The sequence below is a fragment of the Gilliamella sp. Imp1-1 genome, from assembly GCF_001690415.1.
Taxonomy (GTDB): domain Bacteria; phylum Pseudomonadota; class Gammaproteobacteria; order Enterobacterales; family Orbaceae; genus Gilliamella; species Gilliamella bombi.
In genome coordinates this window covers 12,372-36,057 of the sequence record NZ_LZHK01000121.1, presented here as the reverse complement: position 1 = coordinate 36,057, position 23,686 = coordinate 12,372, and the positions used below count along the sequence as shown (strand labels likewise).

The window sequence follows — 23,686 nt, the reverse complement described above, 5'->3', positions numbered from 1 at the left end:
AAAATCCGCTAGTTGTGATAAATGTTTGAAAATATCAACTAATATTCCTTTTTTAGACCACAAATTAAATCGCCTATAGACAGTGCTCCATTCACCAAACTCTTCTGGCAAATCTCGCCAAGGAATACCGGTTCTCATTCGGAAAAGGATCCCTTCAAACGTCATCCGATGCTCGGATTTATTATAAACTCGGCCGGTATTTTTCATTATTTGTAGTAGCTTTTCCCACCGTTTATCTGTTAGCATTGTTCTTGGCATGATGAATCGAGTTATGGTTGTTTTTGGCTGAATTATTATAACTCACATCATGCCGTCTAAAAAATAATCATGAAAGATCAACACGCCCTAATTAATAAAAAATTCCTTGTCAAAAAGTTTCAGGTAAATATACGTTTCAGTATAAATGTTAATTGTTTAGCTTACTTAAATCATAGTCAATTACAATAGACTCAAGAAAGTGTAAACAGAAAAATGTAATCGATTTCAATCAATAGCTGCACTTTATTTGTTTTATTCCAATTAATTATTTTAAACCTTCTCTTTAGCAGATTGACGATCTTTAATTTGCATTATTGCCATCATAAAACACGAAAATTATACTCAAACACATATCTACCTGAAACTTTTTAACAAAAATTAATTTAACATTAAATGTAACCGATTTCATAGAATGTTATCTAGATCACTTTTTCAAAATTATTTTAGTGCTATTATCGCCCCCAACAAATAACTTACCTGTTCATATACATGTAAAAGTTTTTTAAATGATTGTGTGATCATTTAAAGCCTAACAAAGGAAGTTCATTATGAATCAAAAAATAAAGTCATCACTAAGTAATAAGAATTATTGGATATTCAGTCTCTACTTCTTTCTATACTTTTTTATTATGGGAGCATACAGCCCTTTTTTTCCTGTTTGGCTAAAAATGAATGGGCTTGATGAGGCTAATACGGGGTACGTTTTTTCATTTATTTCACTATTTGCGCTTTTTTTTCAACCCTTATTCGGGTTAATTTCTGATAAACTAGGGTTAAAGAAACACCTTCTTTGGGTTATCACACTTCTTCTTGTACTATTTGGTCCATTTTTTATCTTCGTTTTAGGGCCATTACTTCAATTAAATGTCACCTTGGGCGCAATTGTTGGAGGGCTTTATCTTGGTATGGTATTTAGTGGTGGTGCACCAGCTATTGAAGCTCTTGTCGAAAAAATAAGTCGACGTAGTGGATTTGAATTTGGTCGTTGTCGTATGTTTGGCTGTTTTGGTTGGGCTATATGTGCTTCGTTTGTTGGAATTATGATTTCTAAAGATGTCAATGCCGTTTTTTGGTTATGTTCTGGATTTGCATTGATTCTTTTAATTTTAGTTAAAATCGCCGATCCTGCAAAAACCACAACGACTGAAGTCGTTGAGCAAATGGGATTAAATAAACCAAAGCCATTCAATCTAAAACTTGCCCTTGATTTACTAAGTATGCGTAAGACATGGTTCTTCATGCTTTACATAATTGGGGTTGCTTGTACTTATGATGTATTTGATCAACAATTTGCAAACTTTTTCACCTCATTTTTTACTAACGAACAAGTGGGTCGTGAAGCTTTCGGCTATGTAACTACGCTCGGTGAATTTTTAAATGCCACTGTGATGTTTTTTGCTCCTCTGATTGTAATGAAAATAGGCAGTAAAAATACATTACTTATTGCTGGTGCTATCATGTCTATTCGTATTACAGGTTCAGCATTTGCCAGTACAGCAGTTGAAGTGGTGATATTAAAAACGCTACATATGTTCGAAGCACCTTTATTACTTGTCGGTGCATTTAAATATATTACCAAACACTTCCCTATTCACTTATCAGCAACCGTTTACTTAATCGCATTTTGTTTTGCAAAACAATTATCTATCATGTTTATGTCCACTTTTGCAGGGTTAATGTATGTTAAAATAGGTTTCGAAGGAGCATATTTAATCCTTGGCTTGATCGCATTTAGTTTTACGCTTATTTCATCCTTTACATTATCAGGGCGTGGACCATGGGATCTGTGGAAACATAACAACAGTGAAGGGTCTGAAGATTAGCAGACACTCACTATAACTATTATTGACTAGATGAAGGTTTTATTATGAAAATATTAGTAACTGGTGGTTGTGGATATATAGGAAGTCACACATGTGTTCAACTAATTAAATCTGGCTATACACCAATTATTATTGATAATTTGTTTAACAGTAAAGCATCAGTACTGGATAGGATACAAAAAATTACTGGGCAATCCGTCATTTTTTATCAAGGCGATGTATGCGATGAAAAACTATTAACTAAGATTTTTTCAGAACATGACATTAAAGCGGTGATCCATTTTGCTGGCCTAAAAGCCGTCGGTGAATCAGTTCACAAACCACTAGAATATTATGAAAACAATGTCTACGGCAGTATCGTACTGATGAAAGCAATGCGAGCTGCAGGCGTTAAACAGTTAGTATTTAGCTCGTCGGCCACGGTCTATGGCGAATTAGCCCCTGTTCCTTATGTTGAAACATTACCGCAAGGTTTACCTACTAGTCCGTATGGAAAAAGTAAATTAATGGTTGAGCAATGTATTATGGACTTAGCCGTTGCTGAGCCCGATTGGTCACTAACTTTACTACGTTATTTTAATCCTGTTGGAGCCCATCCAAGTGGATTAATGGGCGAAGACCCACTTGGTGTTCCTAATAATCTTATGCCTTATATTACCCAAGTTGCTGTAGGCAAAAGAGAGTCATTAGCTGTTTTTGGTAATGATTATCCAACAGTAGATGGAACTTGCGTTCGTGATTTTATACATGTTGTTGATTTGGCGGATGGGCATATCGCTGCACTCAAAACCGATCAAAACAAAGCTGGTGTGCATATTTACAATTTAGGCTCAGGTGTTGGTTATAGCGTATTACAAGTCATTAAAGCTTTTGAAAAAGCATCAGGAAAACCTCTTAATTGGCACTTTGCCCCAAGACGAGCAGGTGATTTACCAGCATTCTGGGCTGATGCTAATAAAGCTGAGCAAATATTAGGTTGGAAAACCAAACTCACGCTTGATGACATGGTAAAAGATTCTTGGAATTGGCAATCAAATAACCCTCAAGGCTATCCTGATTAACAATACATTTTATAAAACATACAAAATTAACAGAAGAGGCAAAAATGGATATTTTTAACCCAGTTGACCATCCTCATCGTCGTTACAACCCATTGACCAATCAATGGGTACTTGTTTCACCACATAGGGCAAAACGCCCATGGCAAGGGCAACAAGAAGTATTAAACGAAGAGCAAAAACCAAGTTATGATCCGACTTGCTTTTTGTGCCCAGGAAATAAACGGGTAACAGGAGATATCAACCCCCAATATAAGGGAACATTTGTTTTTACTAATGATTTTGCAGCACTAATGGAAAATACTCCAGAATCACCAAAAAACGCCGATCCATTATTCCAAATGCAAAGCGCAAAAGGCACTAGTCGAGTTATCTGTTTTTCACCCGATCACAGTAAAACATTACCTGAACTTGATTTACCTGCAATTGAAGGAGTAATTAAAACCTGGATAGAACAGCAGCAAGAGTTGGGCGAAAACTATCCTTGGGTACAAGTGTTTGAAAACAAAGGATCAGCAATGGGGTGCTCTAATCCTCATCCACATGGACAAGTTTGGGCAAATAGCTTTTTACCAAATGAAATTGCCCGCGAAGATCTAAATATGCGTAATTACTTTGAAAAATATCATCGCAATTTATTGGTTGATTATGCTGAAAAGGAACTTATTAATCGTGAGCGAATCGTTGTAGAAACCAAGTATTGGCTTGCCGTTGTTCCTTTTTGGGCAATATGGCCATTTGAAACATTATTATTACCAAAAACTCACATTCCACAATTAACCCAATTAAATGACGAACAACAAAGTGATTTAGCTATTGCGCTCAAAAAATTAACGAGTCGCTACGATAATTTATTTCATTGCTCTTTCCCATACTCTATGGGCTGGCATGGTGCGCCATTTATGCAAGATAAAAATGATTATTGGCAAGTACATGCACATTTTTATCCCCCTTTATTACGTTCCGCCACAGTAAAAAAATTTATGGTAGGTTACGAAATGTTAGCCGAAGTACAACGTGATTTAACCCCAGAGCAAGCAGCTGAAAGGTTACGTAACGTTAGTGATGTGCATTATAAAGACAAAAAGGATAAATAGATGAACGCATTAATCAAAGCTACTACACAAGCATTTGAATCTAAATTTGATTATAAACCCGATACACTTATACAAGCCCCCGGTCGTGTAAATTTGATTGGCGAGCATACCGATTATAATGATGGTTTTGTTTTACCTTGTGCCATCGATTATCAAACGATAATAAGTTGTCACAAACGTTCTGATAATCTTGTCCGAGTTATTGCGGTTGATTATGATAATCAACAAGATGAATTTTCTTTAGATTCTCCTATTGAAAAACATCCGGATTATATGTGGGCTAACTACATACGTGGGGTGGTAAAACACTTAAAAAAATATGCAAATAATATCCATGGCGTCGATTTTGCTATTAGTGGAAACGTTCCTCAAGGAGCAGGACTAAGTTCATCAGCATCTCTAGAGGTTGCGGTAGCTAAAATGTTCCAAGTTCTTTACAACTTAGCTTTAGATGGCACCAAGTTAGCCTTAATTGGTCAAGAGGCCGAAAACCAATTTGTTGGTTGCAATTGTGGTATCATGGATCAATTAATATCTGCCCTTGGACAAAGCCAACATGCATTGTTAATTGACTGTCGTTCATTAGAAGTTAAACCAGTTTCAATTCCTAAAGATTTTGCTGTGGTTATCATCAATTCAAATATCAAACGAGGATTAGTTGATAGTGAATATAATACTCGACGCAAACAGTGTGAAGCAGCAGCTCAAGCTCTTGGGGTAAAAGCCTTAAGAGACGCGTCCTTAACTGAATTACAACATATTGAAAACACGCTCGATCCAATTGTCTTTAAACGAGCTCATCATGTAATCACTGAAAATGAACGCACACTAAAAGCAGCACAAGCTCTTACAGATGGTGATTATAAATTATTATCAAAACTCATGGCACAGAGTCACAATTCAATGCGTGATGATTTTGAAATTACAGTCCCCGCTATTGATTATCTAGTTGAAATAATTCACGGTGTAATTGGTGAACAAGGCGGTGTTCGCATGACAGGCGGTGGCTTTGGTGGTTGTGTTGTGGCATTAGTACCAAAAGATAAAGTTGATGCTGTTAAAACGGTTGTTAGCGATAGTTATGCTAAAAAATTCGGTATTAAAGAAGATTTTTATGTCTGTAAACCAAGTGAAGGAGCACACGCGATATGCCTATAACGCAAATTATTGAACTGTCCAATAAACAAGGAATGCGAATAAAACTTTCAAACTGGGGAGCTACATGGCTCTCCTGTGAATTGCCCGTTAATGGACAGAATCGAGAAGTATTACTCGGCTGTCGCTCACTTGAACAATACCAACAACAGGATGCCTATTTAGGTGCTACAATAGGCCGATATGCTAACCGTATTGCCAATGCTACTATTAATATTGAAAATAAACAATATCATCTCACCGCGAATCAAGGTGTAAATCAGTTACACGGCGGCAAATTAGGCTTCGATAAACAATTATGGTTAATTCAATCTTGCTCCGATCAGCAAGTGACTTTCCTTTTGATTTCACCTGATGGTGATCAAGGGTTTCCTGGTGAGCTGAATGTAACTGTAACGTATAAACTAACCGATGACAATCAAGTAATTATCTTGTTTAATGCAACTACAACAAAAACTACGCCAGTGAATTTGACTAATCATGCTTACTTTAATCTAGATGGTGAAATAAGCAAGGATGTACTTAATCACAGATTAAAAGTAAATGCTAACTATTATTTGCCAGTTAATGCCAATGGTATCCCTAATAAGGATTTAGTTAGTGTTGCCATGCACGATATGGATTTACGTCAACCAAAACTTTTATCGGAAAAACTACTTGAAAGCGCAGAAAGGCAAATAACTGGTGGTTATGATCATGCTTATTTATTAGATAAAACCAAAGCGATAGCCGCTCAACTCATTTCATCTGATAAAAAAGTAACAATGAATGTTACTACAACCAAACCGTCATTACAGATTTATACAGGTAACTTTTTACAACATACACCAAACCGGCATAATGGTGAATATGGAAATTTTGCTGGCATAGCATTAGAAAGCCAATTTTTACCGGACAGCCCTAATCATCCTGACTGGCCACAACCAAGCTGCTTTTTACAACCAAAACAAATATATGAACATTACATTGCTTACCAATTTTTTATAAATTAATAAGTTGTTTGACTTAATTATTGCTGTATATTAATAACATCTAGCTTTTTCATATTTACATTACTAGAAATCCAGCAAATTGAGCAAAAGAATTTTGCACGGTTAAACTAACAATCCTAAGTAAAATTAGGTATGATACAGTCATCATACCTAATGGATAATATTAAATATGAAAAGCAAAAGTTTAACTGCTATTTTTCCGGGTACTTTTGATCCCATCACTAATGGTCATATTGATCTTGTGACACGAGCTTCGTTACTGTTTCCTCGATTAATTGTTGCTATTGCCGAAAATCCTAATAAAAAAACACTCTTTAATCTAGAAGAACGCGTGAATTTAGCATCAACAGCAGTTGAACATTTACTCAATGTCGAAGTTATTGGTTTTGACAATTTGATGGCTAATTTTGCACAAACCCATAATGCCACGGTTATCGTTCGAGGCGTTCGTACAACACACGATTTTGAATACGAAAGGCAACTTGCCGAAATGAATCGTGCATTAAAATCTGATTTAGACACTATCTTTTTAATGCCATCAATTGCAATGGGATTTATTTCATCAACAATAGTGAAAGATGTTGCCTACCATGACGGTGATATAACAAATTTAGTACCACTACATGTCAAAACAGCTTTATTAAAACGCTTAACATAAATAAAAACGTCTATGGTTAATTTTTACACTCCACAAAGAAAAAAGTTCACACCACAAAAATTGACAGTAACTATTTCATCTTTAGATGCCTTTGGGCAAGGTGTGGCCAACCATAAAGGTAAAACAATTTTTGTAAAATCAGCCTTGCCTGATGAAACCGTTGATATTGAGTTAACTGAAAATAAGAAAAATTACGCTAAAGCTAAAGTCATTAGATATCATAATCAAAGCAAATACCGCGTTAAACCTCTATGTGAATATTATCAACAATGTGGAGGTTGTGAGCTACAACATATTGCACCACATATGCAACAACAAGCAAAATATAATGCGTTGATAAATCTATTACAAAAAGAAACAGGACAACCTTTATCAAATATCGTTAAAAATTCACCGCAAATTATTGCCGATCAACCTTACCATTATCGTCGACGTGCAAGACTTTCAATTAATATTGTTAAAGGCCGATTAGCAATTGGATTTCGCCAAGCAGAATCTAATCAAATAATCAATATCAAACATTGTCCTGTATTAGTTGATGAATTAGATTCATTGCTAGCACCATTACAAAGCATGCTCAATAACATAAAACAGAAAAAAGTACTGGGTCACGTTGAACTAATTTCGGTCGATAGTGGTATTATTCTTGTTTTAAGGCACACTATGCCTCTAAGCAATCATGATGTTAACCTATTAAAAGAATTTGCCGAAAATAACAATATTTCACTTTATTTTCACGGCGATGATTTAATACATATTGCCGGTAATACTGAGCATTTTTATTTAATTAATCATTTAAAATTAACATTCAGCCCTCTAGATTTTATTCAGGTAAATTGTAAAATTAATCAAAAGATGATCGAACAGGCGCTTAACTGGCTAACTTTACAACCAACAGATCGGGTTTTAGATCTGTTTTGCGGAATGGGCAATTTTTCGTTACCTATAGCAAAATTAAGTAAAACTGTAACGGGAATTGAAGGTGTTGATACCTTGGTTGAAAAAGCAAAATTCAACGCTATATTAAATAATACTGAGATTTGTGCGGAAACTAATTTTTTAACCAGCAATTTAGATGATTCTCAACAATTTTCGATATGGAGTCAATCACAATATAATTATAATAAAGTATTATTAGATCCAGCAAGAGCAGGAGCGTTTAATGCAACAATAGAAATTGCAAAATTAGCACCATCAAAAATTGTTTATATATCGTGTAATCCTGCTACACTAGCTCGAGATAGTAAACAACTTATCGATGCAGGATATCAAATTGCTCAAATTGCTATTTTAGATATGTTTCCGCAAACCAAACACATTGAATCAATGTTGTTGCTAATAAAATCAGGAACATAAGTTATGGTATCTATTAGAGGCGCACACCAACATAGTGAAGAACACTATTCCCTTGCTCAATTTGATGTAGAACAATGGGTAAAACAAGAATTGTTATTAACTAATCCTGCATCTTATAAGAAGTTTAGAGAAGTTTGGGATTTTTGTTTTGAAAACAGCGCAGGTGCATCAGAGCAAATTTTCTGTTTCCAAAATGCGATAGAAATGGTCGAAATTCTATCGACACTTAATATGGATATTAATAGTTTATGTGCGGCTTTATTGCTTCCTTTTGTTGATAGCAAAATTATTCGCCGAGAAGATATTCCAGAAGATTTTGATCGTGAAATTTCTCATATTATTTCTAGTATTGTTAGGATGAAAGAAATTCGCCAATTACGAGCAATTCGTAACGGCAGTGCTACTTCCGAACAAATTGATAGTATTCGCCGAATGCTACTAGCGATGGTAAATGACTTCAGAAGTGTAGTGATTAAATTGGCAGAACGCATTACCTACTTACGCAATTTAATCAATGCACCTCAAGAAGAACAGGTCCTTGCAGCTAAAGAATGTTTTAACATCTATGCGCCTTTAGCCAACCGTTTAGGCATAGGTCAATTAAAATGGGAGCTAGAAGATTTCTGCTTCCGCTATTTACATCCAGATGAATATCGATTAATAGCAAAAAAATTGCAAGAAAAACGATTAGATCGTGAACTGTACATCAAACAATTTGTAAGCCATTTACAAGATTTGATGAATCAAGATCATATTCGAGCTGAGGTATACGGTCGTCCTAAACATATTTATAGTATATGGCGAAAAATGGAGCGTAAACACCTTCAATTCGAAGATTTATATGATATTCGTGCTGTGCGCATTATCTGCGATCGTATTGAAGATTGTTATAATGCATTAGGTATTGTCCACAGCCATTATAAACATATCGCAAAAGAATTTGACGATTATGTAGCAAATCCTAAACCAAATGGTTATCAATCGATCCATACTGTTGTTTATGGTCCACAAGATAAAGCAATCGAAATTCAAATTCGTACTGAAAAAATGCACAATGAGGCTGAACTAGGTATTGCTGCACATTGGAAATATAAAGAAGGCAGTACCGACAAAATGACAGCTTATGATCAACGAATTTCTTGGTTGCGTAAATTATTAACATGGCAACAAGAAATGTCGGAAAGTGGTGAAATACAAGAAGCTGTTCGTAGCCAAATTTTTGATGACCGAGTTTATGTTTTTACGCCTAAAGGTGATGTTGTTGACTTGCCTGCTAGGTCAACTCCACTTGATTTTGCTTATCATATACATAGCGATGTGGGTCACCGCTGTATTGGAGCCAAAGTAGGCGGGCGAATTGTACCATTTACCTATAATTTAAAAATGGGCGATCAAGTTGAAATCATTACCCAAAAACAACCAAATCCTAGTCGAGATTGGCTAAATCCGAATACAGGATTCGTTAATAGTAGTCGTGCCAGAGCTAAAATTCAAGCCTGGTTTAAAAAGCAAGATCGCGATAAAAATATCGCTGCAGGTGAGCAAATTTTACAAAGCGAACTTGAACCTTTAAACATTAGTATAAAAAGTGTCGAAAAAATCTTAATTAATAAATATAACGCTCATTCATTTGACGAGGTATTAGCAGGTATTGGTAGTGGTGATGTAAGGATTAATCAATTAGTTAATTTTATCAATGCACAATTTAATAAACCAACTGCTGAAGAGGAAGATGAAGCAGCATTAAAACAGATTGCCCAAAAAACGAATATACAATCTAAAAATACTAATAAATTCAACAACAAAAAAGGCAGTGAAATTATTATTGAGGGTGTGAGTAACTTAATGTATACCATTGCAAACTGTTGCCGCCCTATTCCTGGCGATCTAATTGTGGGGTTTGTAACTCATGGGCGAGGTATTTCAATTCACCGAGCTGATTGTGAGCAATTGCAAGACCTTAAAAATCATGCGCCTGAACGTATTACTCACGCTGTTTGGAACAACAATACCCAATCAAGTTATGCCATGGTGATAAAGATTGTTGCCAACGATCGAAGTGGTTTATTGCGAGATATCACTACGATTTTAGCTAATGAAAAGGTTAATGTACTTGGTCTAATAAGTCGCTCAGATATGAAGCAACAATTAGCCACTATCGAAGTAGATATGGAAATTTTTGATCAGGATTCGTTAAATCGAGTGCTCAATAAAATAAAACAACTACCCGATGTTATTGAAGCTAAACGTTTTCAAGGTTAATTAACACATGTTAAATTGCCACTTTTTAGTGGCAATTAAGTTTAAAATTTATTGCTTTCTCTCTAAAATTTCAAACTGATATGAATAGCCATTTTTATCGTCAGGTTGGTGTCCTTCTTGATAAATAACTTGCCATTGCTCAGGTGAATAATCAGGGAAATGGGTATCTCCCTGTAGTTCCGCATCTATATGCGTTAGATAAAGTCGATTTGCTAACGGTAAAGTCTGCTTATAAATATTACCACCACCAATAATAAATGCCTCATCAACATTCTGTTTTTGTGCTAACAGTATAGCGGCATCAATTGATTGAACCCAACTTACATTTTGAATTGAATTAGGTTCACTTGGTGCTTGCTTTGAAATAATAATATTATGACGATTTGGTAGTGGACGGCCAATAGACTCAAATGTCTTTCTTCCCATAATAACAGGTTTATTAAGTGTATTTTTTTTAAACCATGCCAAATCTGCAGGTAAATACCAAGGCATTTGATTATTTAAGCCAATTACACGATTATCGGCCATGGCTACAATAATACTTAATGTCATATCCGTTCCTTTACACATACCCTAAAGATTTTATTCGCTGATTGACATGCTCAGGAAAGATGGTTTGACTCCAAAGTCGTTCGCTTAAAGAAAGTAACGACTCTTTTTGTCCAGCAACGATCCAATTAGACAATTCTGTAGCAACATCAGGGTATATTATTGGTTTTGGTGAAGGTAAATCTAACCAATACTTAAGTTTGATACAGTTTAAACTTTCCATAACCGTTGCCATATCAAGAGATCGTAAACATTGAGCATTATAAATTTGTTCAAATTGACCTGCAACAGGCTTAGTAAGAATCTTTTTACCAAGCGTTAATGCTTCAGAAATCAATGCAAAGCCCGTATTTGAAATAATGCCAGAGCAATTGACTAAAGCCTGCGTAAAACTATCACGACTAAGAGGTTGAAAATTAATATTACCACGTTGCGATTCTTGCTTTATATCTGGGTGAAAACAGATAAATTGACGATCATGAAATTGGTTTAACATACCAATGATCTCATCTATACCTTCAAACGGCAAATAAACCACAATGCTGCCATCTTCTGTTGGTGTGGCATTAAATGAATCAATCATCGGTGGCAATAACTTATGCCCAAAATGAAACCAATGCAAACCAATAGGCTTAGTAACTGGCGCATAATATTTCATGATTACATTGGCAACTAACCCATATTCTTTAGGTTTAAGATATTGGCATACGGCCTGATTACTTATACCTAAACAGTCACGTTGCTGATGATGTGCGGCCCAAGCAGTGACTGGCTCAAAATCACTAATAATACAATCATACTTTGATAAATCGAGTTCCCGCACGTCTTTAATCAGCCTGAAAGCACGAATTCGTTGTATGGTTTTACGAAAATTAATTTTACCATTTAGTGTTGCAAAGGTTACACCTCGATAAGTCTTATAATCACCAAAAACTTGCATATCAAAATAGTCTTTAGGATCACGTCCACTAAAAATATAATCAACATCAGCTCCAACTTTTTTTAATGCTTTAGCTAAAGTTCTACAACGACTGACATGGCCATTTCCTGTTCCTTGAACACCAAAAAGAATCTTCATATCAATATTATTTGCCAATTATTATTGTTAAATATCATACCAGAACACGTCATAATTATCTTATTTTTTTACACATTAACTTAAAATTTTAGTATTTTTAATATATTAATAGACAAGTCGACAAATCAATACAATTAAATTAAACTAGTTATATCAAGGTGATATTTAAACTTTAAGTAGGGCTATTATTTATTTTACAAAAAATAGCGAGATATCAAGATGCCTATAACACCCCAAAATAAACCAATTTGCCAAATAATTGTATTAGCATCAATACTATTTTTGTTTAGTTATTCTTCATGGCATTTATCTAACTTATTATTATCACCAGCTTTAACTTGTCATTCTGCTCATTCCACATCTGAATTAACACCTAAACACGAATCTATTTCTAACGAGCCAGTTTTGGTTTTGCGAAAAAACACAATCATATCAGCTTGTGCTTTGTTTCATCAGTGTTCAACCTGTAATATTTTGAACTCTAATTTTCCTGCAAAACTTTATATTTCGTCTAGCAGTGAACGATATCTGCCCATTAAGCCTATTCTACAATATAACGAATTTATTCCAGAGTTAAGACCACCGCAAGCTGTTTAATTGGTTTATGTAAATAAAAGCAGTAAGTAACACTAGAAGCAATAACTGAATTATATTGATATTTGTTTTATCAGTATAACCATCAGGTTATTGTTAAAATTAACTATTTTGAGGAACATCATGAAACGTCGAAATTTTTTGATAAATATTACCACAGCTATCGGTGGATTGGTCGCAACTAAAGCTATAGCCCAAATGGGGAACAATAATATGCATGACACAATGTGTGATACTAATTCTGATGAATGTCAAAAGGGGGATAATATGCACCAACACATGAATATGGACATGAATCACAATCAAATGTCGCAAAAACTTTTATCGACTTCAGTACTACCACAAGGAATAGATCTACCAACTTTGACCAACTTAAAAAATGAGAGCAAGCAAAAAGGTGTTTTTGAAGCAACATTACATATAAAACCAACAAAAATTGCGTTAACACCAGATTTAACCACGGAATTTTGGACCTATAATGGAATGATACCTGGTCCGAAAATCGAAGTATTTGAAGAAGACCATGTTAAAATCACCGTAAAAAATGAACTTACTCAATCAACGACAGTTCATTGGCACGGCTTGCTCATTCCATCTGATCAAGACGGAAACCCACAAAACGAAATTCCAGCAGGAGGCAGTCGAACTTATGAATTTATCATTCCTAAAGGTACTGCTGGCACTTATTGGTATCATCCTCACGGACATAATACAGTAGCCGAACAAGTTTATCGAGGTTTAGCTGGTACATTTATTGTTCGTAGCAAACACGATCCACTTGCATCGTTCCCTGAACAAAATTGGTTCTTTTCTGACTTAAAATTAACCGACAAAGGTCTAATTGCTGATAATTCAATGGTCGATTGGATGAATGGACGTGAAGGCCAATTTGTATTAATAAATGGCAGTTACCGCCCAAAAATCAAAATAGATTCAGCCACACATATCCGAGTATGGAATTCGTGTTCAGGTCGATATCTCAATCTTTCTATCCCTAACTGCGATGTCTTTTTAGTTGGCACTGATGGTGGACTATTAGCTAAACCCTACCTGCTTACCAAACCCTTATTATTAACTCCGGCTGAACGTGCTGAATTAGTCATAATACCAAAACAAACTGGTACTGTATATTTACAATCAATCGGATATGATCGCAATAAAATGGGCAATGTACCGCCAGAACAAGATATAATACTAGGTGAGTTAACACTGACTAAATCCGAGCCAATCACCTTACCAAACACATTAAACCAACTACCTAATATGGGGCCAGCTGTCGTCCATAAATTACTGGAATATACCGAAGTAATGGACATGAAAGAGCCGCGTGGTGGTGTGTTATTTTTAATTAATGGTAAACGTCATGACATGTCGCGAATTGATCTAAAAAGCAAAATTCACGATATTGAAGAATGGACAATATTTAATAACTCCCATATGGATCACAATTTCCACATCCATGGCGCACAATTTATTGTACAATCGCACGAGTTAAATGGTAAAAAAACTCAGCCTGATTATATTGCCTTAAAAGATACCATTAATTTACGGCCACACGAAAAACTTACCATCAAAATACAGCAAAATCTTCCTGGGCTTCGCATGTATCACTGTCACATTATTGAACATGAAACAACTGGCATGATGGGGCAATTAATGGTGGAATAATATTTATTCTTTTATCCCTTTCCTTGATTCAATTTTTAGTATGGTTGGATTGAGGGAAGTTAAATTAACAAAAACTCGCTTATCATTACCGAAAAAAAGCGAGTTTTTATAAACCTATCATCTTATTAAAATTCCTTTTATTAAATTATTCCCCTTGTAATAAGGGTTTTTTATTTTGCTAAAAAATGCTAAAATGCGCAGATTATGATCGTCATCAACTATTGGCAAAAACTCAACAAACGATTGATTATCAAAACCGCTTTATCGCACTTATTATTAGGTGTGATTGCTGCTGGGTTTGGTTTATGTCAAAACGAAGCGCTTCCATCGGAATCTGATGTTTCGCACAGTGGAATTATTGCTATTACATCCATTGTACAAGATCACAGAGAAACAGCACAAAGAAAGTTACCAACACTAGCACTATCATGTTCCCCAAAACAGCATACTGTAGTACTTTTAATAACGCCCAATTATGATGATCTTTCCCATAGCAAGGCAATCCGACTATCCCCTTACAACGGCATACGAGCTGGACCAAAAACTACCTCTTAGAATTTACGCACAAATAAAACTAATTTTTATTCAAGGTAAAAGCCTTAAAATCCGTATTAAAAAACAAGAGAAAAGTTATGTTATTAAAATTATTAACAAAAGTATTTGGTAGCCGCAATGAGCGCGTATTAAAAAGTATGCGTAAACGAGTTGAAAAAATTAATGCACTTGAACCAGCCATGGAAGCATTAACCGATGATGAACTAAAAGCAAAAACCACAGAATTTAAACAAAAGATTGCCTCTGGGACCCAATTAGATGATATTTTGGAAGAAGCTTTCGCAGTGGTACGTGAAGCGAGTAAACGTGTATTTGGCATGCGTCATTTTGATGTGCAGTTAATCGGTGGTATGGTATTAAATGAACGTTGCATTGCTGAAATGCGTACGGGTGAAGGTAAAACTTTAACAGCGACATTACCTGCCTACTTAAATGCACTAACAGGTAAAGGTGTACACGTTGTTACGGTTAATGATTACTTAGCGCAGCGAGATGCTGAAAATAATCGTCCTTTATTCGAATTTTTGGGCTTAACTGTAGGGATTAACCTGCCAAATATGCCCGCACACATAAAACGTGAGGCTTACAACGCAGATATCACCTATGGTACCAATAATGAATATGGTTTCGACTACCTACGCGATAATATGGTATTTACCAAAGATGCTCGAGTACAACGTCCATTGCATTACGCCTTAGTCGATGAAGTTGACTCAATTTTAATTGATGAAGCAAGAACACCTCTGATTATTTCAGGTCAAGCGGAAGATAGTTCCGACAGATATATTAGCGTTGATAAAATCATTCCTTACTTGACCCGTCAAGAAAAAGAAGACTCTGACCAGTTCCAAGGTGATGGTGACTTCTCAATTGATGAAAAATCTCGCCAAGTTAACTTAACAGAACGAGGCTTAGTTAAAGTTGAAGAATTACTGATAAAACAAGGTATCATGAAAGGTGATGAGTCACTTTATGCACCGAGCAATATCGTATTGATGCATCACGTTAATGCAGCCCTACGCGCTCACCACCTATTCCATCGCGACGTTGATTATATTGTCAGAGATAACGAAATTATCATCGTTGACGAACATACTGGAAGAACAATGGATGGTCGACGTTGGTCTGATGGTTTACATCAAGCTGTTGAAGCAAAAGAGCACGTTAAAATCCAAAATGAGAACCAAACACTGGCTTCAATTACTTTCCAAAACTATTTCCGTTTATATGAAAAACTAGCGGGCATGACAGGTACTGCTGACACTGAAGCATTTGAGTTTAACCAAATTTATGGTTTAGATACGATTGTTATTCCAACTAATCGCCCAATGCAACGAAAAGATCAATCCGACCTTGTCTATATGACCGAAAAGGAAAAGATAAATGCAATTGTAGCTGATGTACAAGAATGTGTAAAACGCGGTCAACCTGTTTTAGTCGGAACAGCATCAATCGAAAAATCAGAATTAGTTTCACAAGCATTTAAAAAAGCAGGTATCAAACATAATGTCCTAAATGCTAAATTCCATGCTCAAGAAGCAGAAATCATTGCTAATGCAGGGAGTAAAGGTGCAGTTACTATTGCAACCAACATGGCTGGTCGTGGTACTGATATTATGCTCGGTGGTAACTGGCAAAATGATATAGCAAAAATTGAAAATCCAACACAAGAAGACATCGAAAAAGCGAAACAAGCTTGGCAAACAAAACACGAAGAAGTGATTGAGTTAGGTGGACTTTATATTTTAGGTACTGAACGTCACGAGTCACGCCGTATCGACAACCAACTACGAGGTCGTGCAGGACGTCAAGGTGACCCTGGCGCTTCACGCTTTTATCTATCACTGGAAGATCCATTGATGAGAATTTTCGCCTCTGATCGTATGGGTAATATGATGCGTAAATTGGGTATGAAAGAAGGTGAAGCTATTGAACACCCATGGGTCACAAAAGCCATTGCCAATGCTCAAAAGAAAGTTGAAAGTCGCAACTTTGATATTCGTAAACAACTTCTTGAATATGATGATGTCGCCAACGATCAACGTAAAGTAATTTACCGAGAACGAAACGGCTTACTTGATAATACCAATATAAAGGATACCATTGATTCAATTCGAGGTGATGTATTTAACACTTTAATTGACCAATACATTCCACCACAATCAATTGAAGATATGTGGAATATACCAGGTCTTGAAACTGCGCTAAAAACAGACTTTGACTTGGATTTACCGGTCGCAAAATGGCTAGATGAAGAGCAAAATCTGCACGAAGAAACATTGCGTGAACGAATCTTACAAATTGCTCAAGACAAATATTTAGAAAAAGAAAACATGGCTGGAGCTGAAGCATTTAGACATTTCGAGAAAAGTGTTATGTTACAAACACTTGATACGCTTTGGAAAGAACATTTAGCAGCTATGGATTATTTACGCCAAGGTATTCATTTGCGCGGCTATGCACAAAAAGATCCAAAACAGGAATATAAACGTGAATCATTTAATATGTTTGCTAACATGCTAGAATCATTAAAATATGATGTTATTGGTATTTTGAGTCGCGTACAAATTCGCTCACAAGAAGAAGTTGACGAAGCTGAACGCCAACGCCTAGCAGAAATGGAAAAACTAATGGCCAAACAACAAGCTAACCATGATTCGGTAGCGAGTATAAATGGCGAAAGTGAAGAACTATCAGCAGGCGCTTCTTCGCAACCAATAGTACGAACTCAAGCCAAAGTTGGTCGTAATGATCCATGCCCTTGTGGTTCAGGTAAAAAATATAAACATTGCCATGGTGCTGTTCAGTAAAGAAAAAATTTAGTATCATCAAGCAAAGTTGATCCTAAAATCGTCGATTAGGATCGACAATAGGTTGAAAGGGAAAGTCACAACTTTCCCCTAAAATTTTACTCATAGGCAAATAGAATTATGAATAAACATATTGAAATTGCTGTAGGTATTATTCGTTCACAAAATTGTCAAATATTTATCACCCAACGCGGTGAAGACTCTCATCTTGCTGGTTTTTGGGAGTTTCCTGGTGGAAAAATCGAGATCGGAGAAACGCCATATCAAACCTTACAACGAGAAATTGCTGAAGAAGTTGACATTCATATCCACCAAGCCCAATTTTTAGATACCTTTAACCACAGTTATGATGATCGAGATATTACAATTCATGCGTATTTAGTTGAAGAGTGGGATGGAGTCCCTTTTGCTAAAGAAGGCCAACCAAGTCGTTGGGTTGACCAAGAAGATCTGAATGCCGACGAATTCCCTGACGCCAATCGACCGATCATCGAAATGCTTAAAAACTTAGATAAACAAATATAACTTAGTTATTACAATTTAGCTTGTTCGCGAGTTTAGTTTTGTTTATTTAACTTAAATTAGTTTCTTGTATGATTTTAGAGCTATTATATTTAGTTCATAAAACAGCTGTACGCTGTTTCCCCGCGCCGAGAATAACACAATGCTAAAGCAAAAATTTACTATCACAAAGCTTTGATCCTATTTTAACTAATAATCCATTTGGCAATGGCTAAATACATACCCAATAAACTCGGATTTAGGTCTATTTGCTGTAATAACGAAACGAATAATCAGAATGGGTTGCATATAAAAAAACCTGCCATAAGCAGGTTTTATAAATTCGGAAATTGGCTCCTCCAACAGGACTTGAACCTGTGACATACGGATTAACAGTCCGCCGTTCTACCGACTGAACTATGGAGGAACACTTAACGGAATGAATATTAACTATATATAACACCAATGTCAATCTCTAAAACAGCAAATAGAATTAACTGCTCAGCTTGTAATCAAATTAATCTATAGATATGCTAAGATAATTAAATATATTATTAACAGGTAAAATGGCATTTATGAAAAAAAATATTTGTATTTTTTGCGGAGCAAGCGAAGGAAACCAATTAGAATATCGTACACAAGCAGAACAATTAGGCAAAACTTTAGTAGAACAAAATCGACGGCTAATTTATGGTGGTGGTAATAAAGGTTTAATGGGAATTATTGCTAATACAGTACTTGCGCACGGCGGTGAGGTGATTGGTATTATTCCTGAACGTTTAGTCAAAGCCGAAACAGCACACCACGGTATCACTCGTTTAGAAGTAGTGGATAATATGCATCAACGCAAAGCAAGACTTTCGGAATTAGCTGATGGTTTTATTGCAATGCCAGGAGGAACTGGAACTTTAGAAGAATTTTTTGAAGTTTGGACAGCAATGCAAATAGGTTATCATGAAAAGCCCGTTGCATTATTTAATGTGTTAGAATTTTGGCAACCAATGCTTAATTTTTTGCAACATGCAGTGAATGAAGGTTTTGTTCGAGATAGTTTTTATAAAACATTAATTGTTTCGGAAGATCATCGAACTATACTACAACAAATGGATCATTTTATCCCTAAAGATTTACAGCGCTGGGTAAAAAAATAGCTTAAATGTCATATTATATAAAAACGCCATCACTTGATGGCGCTTTTATTTATATGTTTAAAATTACGCAGCAGTTACAGCTTCTGACTCTGGTTGTTTAATAAATGCATATGCTACACCAGCAATAACGGCACCAACAACAATAGACAATAAGTAACCAACTACTGGTTTAACAACGCCCGGAATTGCTAAAGCAAATAAACCACCATGCGGCGTCATTAATGTTGAACCGAAGGCTAACGCCATACCACCCGTAATAGCACCACCGACAATACAACATGGGATAACACGTAATGGATCGCGCGCAGCAAATGGAATTGCTCCTTCTGAAATAAAGCATAAGCCTAATACCAATGAAGCCTTACCACTTTCTTGTTCAGTTTTAGCAAATTTTTTGCGCGCAATCAATGTCGCAATTCCCATTGCTAAAGGTGGAACCATGCCCCCAGCCATAACCGCTGCCATTGGAGCATAAACCTGCGCTGAAATTAAACCTGTACCAAATGCATAAGCAACCTTATTTATTGGTCCACCCATATCAGTACACATCATGCCACCTAATATAGCGCCCAATATAACGGCATTGGCTGTACCCATTGAATTTAACCACACTGTTACAACGTTCATTAACCACGCAATAGGCGTACCAACAATAAATTGCATCACAAGACCGGTAATAAGCGTTGCAAATAGTGGTACGATTAATATTGGTTTCAATGCCTCTAGACTTTTTGGTAATGGTAAATATTTAGTGATTAATAGTGCTAGATAACCTGCAAAATAACCAATAATAATTCCACCTAAAAAGCCAGCCCCCGTCGAAACTGCTAGCAAACCGCCAACAAGTCCTGGTGCAAGACCGGGTCTGTCAGCAATGGAATAAGCAATATAACCTGAAAGCAGTGGCACCATAAGTGAGAAAGCAAGACCACCGATTTCGGCTAAATGCGATTCTCCAATTAATTTTTGTACTCCATCAACCATTTCAAATGAACCAAAAGCGAATGAAAGCGCAATAATCAAACCACCTGCAACCACCATTGGTAACATATAAGATACACCTGTTAGAAGGTGCTGATAAATACCTTTTTTCTCGTTGCTTGATTTAGCGGTTGAAGTATTTGATGACGGTTGATATACGGTTGCTTCTTCAAATGCTTTATCAAATTCTTGTGCTGTTTTTTTCAGAGCTGGACCTGTTTTGGTGCGATAAAGTTTTTTACCTGCAAATTTACTCAAATCAACATCAATATCACAAGCCGCAATTACAACATCGGCTGAAGCCACTTCTTCTGGTGTTAATTCATTACCGACACCAACTGAGCCACGTGTTTCAACCTTACACCACCATCCACGTTTTTTGGCTTCCTCTTCAATCGCTTCTGCTGCCATAAAGGTGTGAGCAACACCTGTTGGACATGCGGTTACCGCAACAATACGTTTTACACTGGTATTATTGCTTGAGGCAGGCATAGCTTCGGCTGTTTGTTGATAAACACTCGCTTTACTTTGCGCATCTGTTAAAATCTGTTTTGGGTTAGCAAAAATTTGATTTAAATCATCAACGGCATAAACCTTTTTACCAACAACTGCTTTATCACTGATAGTTCCAGAACCTACTGCAACTATAACATCAGCCGATGTTGCATTATCAACCAGATTTAGATTTAATTCGTTTGCGGCTAAAGCTAATTCCGCTTTAGCCAAACGTTCATTTACTGGCCCTGTATTACTACCTTCAATAATATATATATTCATGAATACTCCTATTCAGAAATTATTTCAATTTTTTCTAGCATATTATTTACAGCTTGGCAATCAGATATACCAACACCAGCTTGCCCAACTGATAAAGCTGCAACACTTGATGCAAAGACTAAAGTATCTTTAATTGAACGATTAGTCATTAAGCCATACATCAACCCGGCGACCATTGAATCACCGGCACCAACAGTACTAACTACATGACATTTTGGTGGTTTTGCAAGCCATGCTTCATTTTTAGTTACCCACAAAGCGCCTTTACTTCCTAGCGAGATCACCACATTTTCAATGCCGTCGTTAACTAACTTCATAGCAGCTGCTTTAACATCTTCTAATGTTGGTAATTTGCGACCTACCCACATTTCTAGCTCTTTGTCATTGGGTTTAATTAACCATGGTTTTGCTTTTAATCCTGCAACTAATGCATCTCGGCTACTATCAAATACGATCTTTGGACAAATCGCTTTAACTTGTTCCATCCACTTAGTAAATTTATCAAGTGATACTCCAACTGGTAAACTACCGCTGATAGCCACCATGTCAATGTCTTTTAACCATTCAAGAGAATTTGTAACAAAATGTTGCCAATCTTGATCGTTAATCGTAAAGCCTGAAAAATTAAGGTCAGTCACTTCACTATTTTCCTCGGTTAATTTAACATTAATGCGAGTACGACCTTCAATTGTTTCAAATTTATCAATTACATTTAATGATTTGAATAATAAGTTAAATCCATCACGATTTTCTTTACCTAAAAAACCGCCAATAGTTAATTGAACATCTAAATCCGACAAAACTTTAGCAACGTTGATACCTTTGCCAGCAGCAAGTAATGCATTGGTTTGGACTAAATTAACATCACCAAGCTCAACTTTGGGACAAAAACCCAAAAGATCATAAGCTGGGTTTAAAGTTATTGTTGCGACACGATAAGTCATTATTCAGTCCCCTCACCTAAACCATCCCCAATTGCTTTACCAATAGCATCAAGCGCTTGAGTAGCATCTTCACCTACTGCAGTAAATCGTAATCGACTACCTTTTTTAGCGCCTAGTGCAACAATTTTCATTAAACTCGTTGCACTTACTGGCTCACCTTTACCATCTAAATTAGCGACAGTAACCTTACAATTAAACTCTTTAACTAATTTTACTAGAACTGATGACGGGCGTGTATGTAAGCCATTTTCGTTTGGAATAATAAATTCACGACTTAATGATTCATTATTCGATTCAGCCACAGTCGACTCATTTGAAGATGTCGATTGGATTTCTGATTTATTAGATTCTATTGTCGCAGAACCAGATAAAAGAAGGCTGCTAAGATCATCAGTATTGGCTGATAATAGTAATTGTAATTTTTGGTTAAAAACTAAAGTTGCAATATTATTTACAATATCAGAAATAGAATCATCAACTGCTGATATGGTGATGAGTAACTTAACAGGCTTACCATCTTCATTAATATTACTGATGGTGCGACTAATCGCCATAGCATTTTTTAAATTACCTTGTTTGCTATCATTTAACCAAACTCCATCACCTAAATATGTAGGTTTATTGTCCAACACATCGGCAATAAAGCTTGAATTTACAGCATGTTGCTGTTTTAAACGTGATGCATTTAATGCTTGTAAAGTTGCTAAACTATCAGCAGGAATATCCAATAATAATGCAGATTCATTTATAGAAAATTGGCTATCTTCAGAACTTGTTTTACCAGTTAAAATAGCAATTGCTTCGTCGGCAGACTGAATTTTTTTAATTCGCTCCTCTCCCCCTTCAGCTCCAAGTACGTGAGTTAGTTGACGGAGTAATTCTAAATGCTCATCAGAGCTTGCTGCAATACCAATTGCAAGATAGGCCTTTTCACCATCATCCCCCCATTGAACACCATTAGGAAAACAAAATACTTGTACCCCTGTTTTTTTGACTAAATGGCGAGTTTTAGTAGTTCCATGGGGAATAGCAAGACCTATACCCAGATATGTGGCTGCTTGTGCTTCTCGTTCTAACATTCCATCGACATAACCATCTTCAACAAATCCTGCATTGGTTAATGTCGTAGCAATTTTTTTTATCGCTTCAGTTTTATTGGTAGCTTGTTCATTTAAATGAATGTTTTCTTTAACTAAATGAAACATATAATAAATACCTCTGGGTTAATAATGTTGGGTCGACTAAAATGACTTAGAAAATACAAATCCTTTAATCAATTGAATCGTTTCAGCAATAATGAATAAATAAACATTAATTATCAAATAAATTATGACTATTAATAAGTAATTTGTGATCTGGATCTTATTTTTTAATTTGAACTGTTTTAAAATTAACATATTTTTTATGCCTATTAATACC

At 35.9% G+C, this 23,686-nt stretch carries 20 protein-coding genes and 1 tRNA gene; 14 read left to right on the top strand and 7 right to left on the bottom strand.

The features are described from left to right. On the bottom strand, positions 1 to 258 hold a 258-nt coding region (locus A9G38_RS09975), incomplete at its 3' end, for a transposase (protein ID WP_141671662.1). A 548-nt stretch (positions 259 to 806) separates the two neighbouring features. Between A9G38_RS09975 and A9G38_RS09970 the strand changes: the two genes are divergently transcribed. From A9G38_RS09970 to relA, 8 genes are all read left to right on the top strand, one after another. Then, on the top strand, positions 807 to 2,081 hold the full coding sequence (locus tag A9G38_RS09970) for an MFS transporter (protein WP_034912651.1): 1,275 nt from the start codon (positions 807 to 809) through the stop codon (positions 2,079 to 2,081). Positions 2,082 to 2,125: 44 nt separating this feature from the next. Beyond that, on the top strand, positions 2,126 to 3,142 hold the full coding sequence (galE, locus tag A9G38_RS09965) for a UDP-glucose 4-epimerase GalE (RefSeq protein WP_034912648.1): 1,017 nt from the start codon (positions 2,126 to 2,128) through the stop codon (positions 3,140 to 3,142). A 44-nt stretch (positions 3,143 to 3,186) separates the two neighbouring features. Next, complete coding sequence (gene galT / locus A9G38_RS09960) at positions 3,187 to 4,236, top strand: galactose-1-phosphate uridylyltransferase (protein ID WP_034912645.1); 1,050 nt, start codon at positions 3,187 to 3,189, stop codon at positions 4,234 to 4,236. Continuing rightward, positions 4,237 to 5,394, top strand: a complete 1,158-nt coding sequence (gene galK / locus A9G38_RS09955) for a galactokinase (protein WP_051634232.1) — start codon at positions 4,237 to 4,239, stop codon at positions 5,392 to 5,394. It abuts the gene before it with no gap. Next, a complete protein-coding gene (gene galM / locus A9G38_RS09950; protein ID WP_034912641.1) occupies positions 5,385 to 6,383 on the top strand; it encodes a galactose-1-epimerase in 999 nt (332 codons plus the stop codon). The genes galK and galM overlap by 10 nt, the downstream gene beginning before the upstream one ends. Positions 6,384 to 6,552: 169 nt before the next feature. Beyond that, a complete protein-coding gene (coaD, locus tag A9G38_RS09945; protein WP_034912639.1) occupies positions 6,553 to 7,041 on the top strand; it encodes a pantetheine-phosphate adenylyltransferase in 489 nt (162 codons plus the stop codon). A 12-nt stretch (positions 7,042 to 7,053) separates the two neighbouring features. Further along, positions 7,054 to 8,397 (top strand): 23S rRNA (uracil(1939)-C(5))-methyltransferase RlmD, encoded by a 1,344-nt coding sequence (rlmD, locus tag A9G38_RS09940; RefSeq protein ID WP_034912636.1) that lies wholly within the window; start codon positions 7,054 to 7,056, stop codon positions 8,395 to 8,397. A 3-nt stretch (positions 8,398 to 8,400) separates the two neighbouring features. Further along, complete coding sequence (gene relA, locus A9G38_RS09935) at positions 8,401 to 10,659, top strand: GTP diphosphokinase (protein ID WP_034912633.1); 2,259 nt, start codon at positions 8,401 to 8,403, stop codon at positions 10,657 to 10,659. A gap of 48 nt (positions 10,660 to 10,707) precedes the next feature. Here relA and folA read toward each other — a convergent pair whose 3' ends face one another. Further along, complete coding sequence (gene folA / locus A9G38_RS09930; RefSeq protein WP_034912631.1) at positions 10,708 to 11,211, bottom strand: type 3 dihydrofolate reductase; 504 nt, start codon at positions 11,209 to 11,211, stop codon at positions 10,708 to 10,710. A gap of 10 nt (positions 11,212 to 11,221) precedes the next feature. Continuing rightward, a complete protein-coding gene (locus A9G38_RS09925; protein WP_034912628.1) occupies positions 11,222 to 12,286 on the bottom strand; it encodes an MJ1255/VC2487 family glycosyltransferase in 1,065 nt (354 codons plus the stop codon). Between the two features lie 219 nt (positions 12,287 to 12,505). Between A9G38_RS09925 and A9G38_RS09920 the strand changes: the two genes are divergently transcribed. The 5 genes from A9G38_RS09920 to mutT all read left to right on the top strand — a co-directional run bounded on the left by A9G38_RS09920 (position 12,506) and on the right by mutT (position 18,438). Continuing rightward, a complete protein-coding gene (locus tag A9G38_RS09920; RefSeq protein WP_034912623.1) occupies positions 12,506 to 12,883 on the top strand; it encodes a hypothetical protein in 378 nt (125 codons plus the stop codon). 120 nt (positions 12,884 to 13,003) lie between these two features. Beyond that, on the top strand, positions 13,004 to 14,548 hold the full coding sequence (locus A9G38_RS09915) for a multicopper oxidase family protein (protein WP_034912614.1): 1,545 nt from the start codon (positions 13,004 to 13,006) through the stop codon (positions 14,546 to 14,548). Between the two features lie 204 nt (positions 14,549 to 14,752). Then, entirely contained in the window at positions 14,753 to 15,103 is a 351-nt protein-coding gene (locus A9G38_RS09910) for a hypothetical protein (RefSeq protein ID WP_034912611.1), read from the top strand. A gap of 77 nt (positions 15,104 to 15,180) precedes the next feature. Next, positions 15,181 to 17,913 (top strand): preprotein translocase subunit SecA, encoded by a 2,733-nt coding sequence (gene secA / locus A9G38_RS09905; RefSeq protein WP_034912607.1) that lies wholly within the window; start codon positions 15,181 to 15,183, stop codon positions 17,911 to 17,913. 120 nt (positions 17,914 to 18,033) lie between these two features. Continuing rightward, positions 18,034 to 18,438 carry an 8-oxo-dGTP diphosphatase MutT gene (gene mutT, locus A9G38_RS09900; RefSeq protein WP_034912603.1) on the top strand — a complete coding sequence of 135 codons (405 nt, stop codon included), beginning with the start codon at positions 18,034 to 18,036 and terminating at the stop codon, positions 18,436 to 18,438. A 327-nt stretch (positions 18,439 to 18,765) separates the two neighbouring features. Here the strand turns inward: mutT and A9G38_RS09895 are convergent. Then, positions 18,766 to 18,841: transfer RNA gene (locus tag A9G38_RS09895), tRNA-Asn, on the bottom strand. Positions 18,842 to 18,989: 148 nt separating this feature from the next. On the opposite strand from A9G38_RS09895, the gene A9G38_RS09890 reads away from it, so the two are divergent. Further along, a complete protein-coding gene (locus tag A9G38_RS09890) occupies positions 18,990 to 19,565 on the top strand; it encodes a TIGR00730 family Rossman fold protein (RefSeq protein WP_034912660.1) in 576 nt (191 codons plus the stop codon). Positions 19,566 to 19,628: 63 nt separating this feature from the next. On the opposite strand, the gene fruA is transcribed toward A9G38_RS09890, so the two are convergent. From fruA to fruB, 3 genes are read right to left on the bottom strand one after another with little or no spacing between them, the layout of a single operon-like run. Then, positions 19,629 to 21,323: a PTS fructose transporter subunit IIBC gene (gene fruA / locus A9G38_RS09885; protein ID WP_034912598.1), complete on the bottom strand. Its 1,695-nt coding sequence runs from the start codon at positions 21,321 to 21,323 to the stop codon at positions 19,629 to 19,631. Between the two features lie 8 nt (positions 21,324 to 21,331). After that, positions 21,332 to 22,267, bottom strand: coding sequence for a 1-phosphofructokinase (fruK, locus tag A9G38_RS09880; RefSeq protein ID WP_034912594.1), 936 nt, complete (start codon positions 22,265 to 22,267; stop codon positions 21,332 to 21,334). Then, positions 22,267 to 23,472, bottom strand: coding sequence for a fused PTS fructose transporter subunit IIA/HPr protein (fruB, locus tag A9G38_RS09875; RefSeq protein ID WP_034912591.1), 1,206 nt, complete (start codon positions 23,470 to 23,472; stop codon positions 22,267 to 22,269). The genes fruK and fruB overlap by 1 nt, the downstream gene beginning before the upstream one ends. Between the last annotated feature and the right edge of the window lie 214 nt (positions 23,473 to 23,686).